Origin of the sequence: Pseudonocardia sp. SID8383 (assembly GCF_009864975.1) — a bacterium.
GTDB classification, from domain to species: Bacteria; Actinomycetota; Actinomycetes; order Mycobacteriales; family Pseudonocardiaceae; genus Pseudonocardia; species Pseudonocardia alni.
In genome coordinates this window covers 1-6,555 of sequence record NZ_WWFY01001148.1, presented here as the reverse complement: position 1 = coordinate 6,555, position 6,555 = coordinate 1, and the positions used below count along the sequence as shown (strand labels likewise).

Here is a 6,555-nt window from a genome sequence, read left to right as displayed (position 1 = left end):
GGCGGGCGGCCCGGCGAACCAGGTCGCGATCCGGCGGTGCCGCCGGTCCTCGCCGCGGTCGACCAGCGCGTTGACCGCGCGCAGGGTCCGCAGGTCCTCGGTCACCCCGGCGCCCAGCACGATCCGCAGCGCCAGCGCGGCGACCGCGTACACGTCGGGCACCCGGTCCGCCGGGGACAGCGCCGCGGCGGACTCGCCGAACGGGACGTCCGGTGTCGTCGCGACGACACCGACCCGGTCCGCGCCCAGGCGCAGTGCGGGCTTGAGCGGGGTGTTGAGCCGGACCCCGCCGTCGAGATACCAGCCGGCCGCCTCGCCCTCGATGCGACGCGGCGCGAACAGCACCGGCACCGCGGCCGAGGCGAGCAGGTGGTCCGGGCCAAGCCGGGCGTCGACGTAGCGGATGTCGCGACCCGGGTCGTACGGCGGCAGCGCCACGTCCGGCCCGCGCTCGACGAACACCGTGGTCCCGCCGGTGCCGGCGGCGGTGCACGCCACCCCGACGGCGTCGACCCGGCCGCGGGCGACGGCGTCGTGCAGCCGGTCCCAGTCGACGACCCGGTCCACCACCGGGCGCAGCCGGTCGGCGTCGAGGAGGCGGGTCACCCGGTCCGGCACCAGCAGCAGCCTCCGCAGCCACGACGGGACCCCGGCGAGGTCCCCGAGGTAGGCCGCGGTCGCCTCCACCGCCGACGACGGCAGCGCCACGACCTCCTCGGTGCGCACCGACGACCAGCGGGCGACGAGCTCGGCGGCCGCGGCGTCCGGGGCGACGTCGGACAGCCCGGCCAGCGCGGCCACGTTCAGCGCGCCCGCACTCGTGCCGACCAGCACCGACGGCGCCGACCACCGCCGCGCCATCCGCGGCAGGAGCTCGGTCAGCGCACCCGCCTCGTAGGCGCCGCGCGCTCCCGCGCCCGCCACGACGAGTCCGGTCCGTGCCGCCACCCGGACCAGGTTACCCGCGGTACGCCTTCTCCAGGGCGACGGCGTCGAGCTTGCCGTGGGTGGCGTACACGGCCCGCGCGACCCGGGACCGGGCCTCGGCGTCGGGCGAGGTCAGCCACTCCCGCACCCCCGGCGGGATCACCTGCCAGGACACCCCGTAGCGGTCCTTGAGCCACCCGCAGGGCTGCTCGACGCCGCCGTCGACCAGGGCGTCCCAATAGCGGTCGACCTCCTCGACGGACTCGCAGTGCACCTCCATCGAGATCGCCTCGGAGAGGGTGAACACCGGCCCGCCGTTCAGTGCGGTCCAGGGCTGGCCGTTGAGCCGGAACCCCACGGTCAGGACCCGGCCCTCCTGGTCGGGGACCTCCGGGCCGTAGTGCACGACGGTGTCGATGCCCGAGTCCGGGAAGATGCCGGTGTAGAACCGGGCCGCCTCCTCGGCGACTCCGTCGAACCACAGGCACGGCGTGATCGGCTTCATGGTGTCGTCCCCTCCCCGCGACGCCGGCTCTCGGCGTCACACGGGGGAGACCGGCGCGGTGCGCCCGACTCATCGCTCCCGGGGACCGGGCGCACGAGCCCGGCGGCGCGGGTCGCGCGCTCCCGGGCGGTGTCGGCGTCGTCGGCGTGGGCGACCGCGACGCCCATCCGGCGCCGCTCGGTCGCGGTGGGCTTGCCGAACAGCCGCAGGTCCGCGCCCTCGACCGCGAGCGCGTCGGCGACGCCCTCGTAGGCAGGGGCGTCCATCTCCGTGCCGCCGTAGACCACCGCCGACGCACCGGGGGAGCGCAGCGCGGTGTCCACCGGCAGGCCCAGCACGGCGCGGGCGTGCAGCTCGAACTCCGAGAGCCGCTGGGTGGCGAGGGTGACCAGGCCGGTGTCGTGCGGGCGGGGGCTCACCTCGGAGAACAGCACCTCGTCGCCGCGGACGAACAGCTCCACCCCGAACAGGCCCCACCCACCGAGGGCCTCGGTGATCCGGGCGGACACGTCGCGGGCGGCGGCCAACGCGGCGTCGGACATGGGCTGGGGCTGCCAGGACTCGACGTAGTCGCCGTTCTCCTGGCGGTGCCCGATCGGCTCGCAGAACGCGGTGCCGCCGGCGTGCCGGACGGTGAGCTGGGTGATCTCGTAGTCGAACTCGACGAAGCCCTCGACGATCACCCGCGGGTTCGACACCCGGGCGCCGGTACGGGCGTACTCCCAGGCGACGTCGGCGTCGTCGGCGCTCTGCAGGACCGACTGGCCCTTGCCGGAGGAGGACATCACCGGCTTGAGCACGCACGGCAGCCCGACCGTCGCGACGGCCTCGCGGACCTCGTCGAGGGTGTCGGCGAACACGTAGGGGGAGGTGGGCAGGCCCAGCTCCTCGGCGGCGAGACGCCGGATGCCCTCGCGGTCCATGGTCAGCTTCGCGGCCCGCGCGGTGGGGACCACGGTCGTCCCGGCCGCCTCGATCTCCAGCAGGGCGCCGGTGGCGATGGCCTCGATCTCGGGGATGACGAGGTCGGGCGCCTCCTGCTCGACGAGCGTCGCCAGCGTCACCGGGTCGGTCATGTCGATCGCGTGCCACCGGTGCGCCACCTGATGGGCGGGGGCGTGCGGGTAGCGGTCGACGGCGACGACCTCCACGCCGAGGCGCTGGAACGCGATCGCGACCTCCTTGCCCAGCTCACCCGAGCCGAGCAGCAGCACGCGGGTGGGGTCCGGGCCGAGCGGGGTGCCGATACGCATGACGGGGACCCTAACCGCAGGTCCACGTGCGACACCCCGCCCGGGCGCGGCATCTCACATCCGGGGGCCGCCGTCAGGAGACCCGGGCGACGAACCCGTCGGGCAGGTCCGAGGCGGCCTCGGTGTCGAGCAGCCAGCGGGTCGTGACGGTGCCACGGGCCCCAGCGACCGGCAGCTCGGTCTCCGGCGTGCCGGTGAGCGCACCCGCGACGGCCGGTGCCTTGCCCGCCCCGGCCGCCACCACCCACACCTCGCGGGAGCGGCGCGCCGCGGCCAGGGTCAGCGAGATCCGGGTCGGCGGCGGCTTCGGGCAGTCGAAGACCGCGACGACCGTCGCCGCCTGCTCGTGCACGGCGGGGGAGTCGGGGAACACCGACAGGGTGTGGCCCTCCTCGCCCATCCCGACCAGGGTCACGTCGAACGCGGGGACGCCGCCGTCGTCGGGGCCGGCCTGGTCGTCGAGCAGCCGGGCGTAGCCGGCGGCCGCGGCGAGGGCGTCGTCGCGGGTACCGCCGCCCGCCGGGGCCGCGGGCATCGGGTGCACCCGGGCCGGGTCCAGCGGCAGCGCGTCGAGGAGGGCCTCGCGGGCCTGGCGGTCGTTGCGCTCGTCGTCGTCGGCGGGTACGAAGCGCTCGTCGCCCCAGAACAGGTCCACCCGGGCCCAGTCGACGGCGTCGCGCGCCCCGGAGGCGGCGACGTCGCGCAGCAGCTGGATCCCGACCCCGCCTCCGGTGAGCACCAGCCGCGGGACCCTGCCCGCGGCCTGGAGGTCCACCAGCGCGGTGAGCAGCCGGGCCGCGGTCGCCGCGGCGAGCGCGTCCTTGTCCGGGTGCACCGCGACCTGCACCTGTGTCGCGGCGCTCACGCGCGCACCTTCACCGGGGTGCGGCCGCGGGTCACCTTCGCCACCCCGGCGAGGGCCTCGGCGTAGACCTCGTCCGGGTCGAGCCTGCGCAGCTCCTCGGCGAGACAGTCCGACACGTGCCGCCGGGCCAGCGCGATCAGCCGTTCCGGCTGGCCGGGCTGGGTCAGCCGGGCGGTCTTGCCGTCCGGGCGGGCCAGTTCGACGTCACCGGACGGGCGCGTCAGCCGGACCAGCGAGAGCCCGTTGTCCTTCTCCGACGGAGAGCGCTTCACCTTCACCCCCAGGTTCGCGGCGAGCCAGCCCGCGATCAGCTCGGTGGACGGCGACACCGCCTCCCCGGCGACGACCGCGGAGCTGATGTCCTCGTACGGCGGCACGTCCAGCGCGGCCGCCAGCTGGGCCCGCCACTGCGTGAGCCGGGTCCAGGTCAGGTCGGTGTCGCCGGGCGCGTAGTCCCTGCGACGCGCCTCGAACGCCTTCACCGGGTTCTTCGACGACAGCGCATCGGTGATGCGGCGCTGCGCGAGGCGGCCCACCGCGTCCTCCGACGGCGAGGCGGGCGCCTCGTTCGGCCACCACGCGACGACCGGGGCGTCCGGCAGCAGCAGCGGCATGACCATGCCCGCGCCCGCCTCCTCGGCCGCGAGCGGGCCGTAGCCGCGCAGCACGATGACCTCGCTGGCGCCGGCGTCGCCGCCGACCCGGATCTGGGCGTCGAGCCGCGGCGAGGCCCGCCGTTGCCCGCGGGCCAGGACGATCACCCGGCAGGGGTGCTCGCGGCTGGCCGCGTTGGCGGCGTCGATCGCGCGTTCGAGCTCCGGGCCGTCGTCGGTGACGACGACCAGGGTCAGCACCCGGCCCAGCGCGAACACGCCACCGGACTCGCGGAGCTCGACGAGCTTGCGGTTGACCGCCGAGGTGGTGCTCGACGGGAGATCGATGATCACGATGGGGTCTCCGTCTTCTCCGCGGCTGCCGTCCGTGCGCTCACGGCCGCCTCCAGTGGCGCCCGGTGCGGGCCAGCATCTCCTCGGCCGACACCGGGCCCCAGGACCCGGCGGGGTAGGAGTCCGGGCCGCGCGCGTCGGCGGCCCAGTGCTCCAGGACCGGGTCCAGGATCTCCCAGGACCGCTCGACCTCCTCGTTGACCGGGAACAGCGACGGCTCGCCGAGCAGCACGTCGAGGATGAGCCGCTCGTAGGCCTCGGGGGAGGCCTCGGTGAAGGCGTTGCCGTAGCCGAAGTCCATCGTGACGTCGCGGACCTCCATCTGGCTGCCCGGCACCTTGGACCCGAAGCGCATGGTGACGCCCTCGTCCGGCTGCACCCGGATCACCAGGGCGTTCTGCCCCAGCTCCTCGGTCATCGTCGCGTCGAACGGCAGGTGCGGGGCCCGCTTGAACACCACGGCGATCTCGGTGACCCGGCGACCCAGACGCTTGCCGGTGCGCAGGTAGAACGGCACCCCGGCCCAGCGGCGGTTCTCGACCTCGCAGGTGATCGCGGCGAAGGTCTCGGTGGTCGACTCCGGGTCGAACCCCTCCTCCTGGGCCAACCCGGGCACCTCCTCGCCGCCCTGCCAGCCGCCCTCGTACTGGCCGCGGGCGGTGGTGGCGTCGAGCGGGTGCGCGAGCTTGACCGCCTTGAGAACCTTGATCTTCTCGGCGCGCAGCTCGTCGGAGGAGAACGACGTCGGCTCCTCCATCGCGGTGAACGCGAGCAGCTGCAGCAGGTGGTTCTGGATGACGTCGCGGGCGGCGCCGATGCCGTCGTAGTAGCCGGCCCGCCCGCCCAGGCCGATGTCCTCGGCCATGGTGATCTGGACGTGGTCGACGTAGTTGGCGTTCCAGATCGGCTCGAACAGCTGGTTGGCGAACCGCAGCGCCAGCACGTTCTGGACGGTCTCCTTGCCGAGGTAGTGGTCGATGCGGAACACCGAGTCCTCGGGGAAGACGTCGTTGACGATCGCGTTCAGCTCGATGGCCGAGGCGAGGTCGTGGCCGAACGGCTTCTCGATGACGACCCGGCGCCACACGTCCGGGTCCTCCTGCGCGGACAGCCCCGAACGGGCGAGCTGCTTGCAGACCACCGGGAACGCGCCGGGCGGGATCGACAGGTAGAAGGCGTGGTTGCCCCCGGTGCCGCGCTTCTCGTCGAGCTCGCGCACGGTGCGCTCCAGCTCGTCGAAGGCGGCGTCGTCGTCGAAGGAGCCCTGGACGAACCGCAGGCCCTCGGCGAGGCGGTCCCACACCTCCTGCCGGAACGGCGTGCGGGCGTGCTCGCGCACGGCCTCGTAGACGACCTGGCCGAAGTCCTGCTGGTCCCAGTCGCGGCGGGCGAAGCCGGTGAGGGCGAAGCCCGGCGGCAGCAGCCCCCGGTTGGCGAGGTCGTAGATCGCGGGCATGAGCTTCTTGCGGGACAGGTCCCCGGTCACTCCGAAGATCACCAGTCCGCAGGGGCCGGCGATCCGGGGGAGCCGCTTGTCACGGGGGTCGCGCAGCGGGTTGGTCCGTCCGCCGTTCGCGGTGGGCATCGCCCCTCCTAGTACTGGTGTTCTCGTGATCGGGGCACCGGGGTCACGGCTCTGTCGACGTCTGTGTCGATGTCACAGCCCTGGCCAGGGTGACCAGTCCGGCGAGCCGGTCGGTCAGGTGCAGCCGGAGCACCGGACGTCCCCGGCGTCGCTGGTCGTCGATGACCGCCCGGGCCTGTGCCGCGTGCAGGCTATCCAGTCCCGGCCCGGGCGGCACGGTGTCCGCGCCGACGGACCCCGGAAGATCACCGCCGGGCCCGTTCCCGGTCAGGTGACAGTGCACCGCGACGTCCGGTGCGCCGGTGTCGCCGCTGCGGCAGGCCGGGGCCCAGCCGAACGCGACGGGGAGCCCGAGCCGGGCCACCAGCGGCCCGCGCAGCACCGCGACCGAGGCGTCGGACTCCGGGTCCAGCCAGGCCGAGACGACCGCCGGGGCCCCGTCGGCGACGGCGGCCAGCGCGTCGAGCGCACCG

6 protein-coding genes and 1 pseudogene are annotated in these 6,555 nt (G+C 74.7%); all 7 read right to left on the bottom strand.

Annotated features, from left to right (window positions below):
* A partial coding sequence (locus tag GTW08_RS27965) for a patatin-like phospholipase family protein (protein ID WP_161152741.1) occupies positions 1–948 on the bottom strand: 948 nt, incomplete at its 3' end.
* 10 nt (positions 949–958) lie between these two features.
* Complete coding sequence (locus GTW08_RS27960) at positions 959–1,432, bottom strand: VOC family protein (RefSeq protein WP_073574715.1); 474 nt, start codon at positions 1,430–1,432, stop codon at positions 959–961.
* Positions 1,429–2,685, bottom strand: coding sequence for a formate-dependent phosphoribosylglycinamide formyltransferase (gene purT / locus GTW08_RS27955; protein WP_161152740.1), 1,257 nt, complete (start codon positions 2,683–2,685; stop codon positions 1,429–1,431). The genes GTW08_RS27960 and purT overlap by 4 nt, the downstream gene beginning before the upstream one ends.
* 73 nt (positions 2,686–2,758) lie before the next feature.
* Positions 2,759–3,550 carry a 6-phosphogluconolactonase gene (gene pgl / locus GTW08_RS27950; protein WP_073574717.1) on the bottom strand — a complete coding sequence of 264 codons (792 nt, stop codon included), beginning with the start codon at positions 3,548–3,550 and terminating at the stop codon, positions 2,759–2,761.
* Positions 3,547–4,497: a glucose-6-phosphate dehydrogenase assembly protein OpcA gene (gene opcA / locus GTW08_RS27945; RefSeq protein WP_073574718.1), complete on the bottom strand. Its 951-nt coding sequence runs from the start codon at positions 4,495–4,497 to the stop codon at positions 3,547–3,549. Before opcA ends, pgl begins: the two co-directional genes overlap by 4 nt.
* A 40-nt stretch (positions 4,498–4,537) precedes the next feature.
* Positions 4,538–6,082 carry a glucose-6-phosphate dehydrogenase gene (gene zwf, locus GTW08_RS27940; RefSeq protein ID WP_073574719.1) on the bottom strand — a complete coding sequence of 515 codons (1,545 nt, stop codon included), beginning with the start codon at positions 6,080–6,082 and terminating at the stop codon, positions 4,538–4,540.
* A 43-nt stretch (positions 6,083–6,125) separates the two neighbouring features.
* Positions 6,126–6,555 (bottom strand): annotated as a pseudogene (locus GTW08_RS27935) (glucose-6-phosphate isomerase); the annotation flags it as partial.

Excerpts from the sequence above, each read along its gene's own strand:
- GTW08_RS27960 (WP_073574715.1), bottom strand. The coding sequence starts at position 1,432 with ATGAAGCCGATCACGCCGTGCCTGTGGTTCGACGGAGTCGCCGAGGAG.
- purT (WP_161152740.1), bottom strand. The coding sequence starts at position 2,685 with ATGCGTATCGGCACCCCGCTCGGCCCGGACCCCACCCGCGTGCTGCTG.
- zwf (WP_073574719.1), bottom strand. The coding sequence starts at position 6,082 with ATGCCCACCGCGAACGGCGGACGGACCAACCCGCTGCGCGACCCCCGT.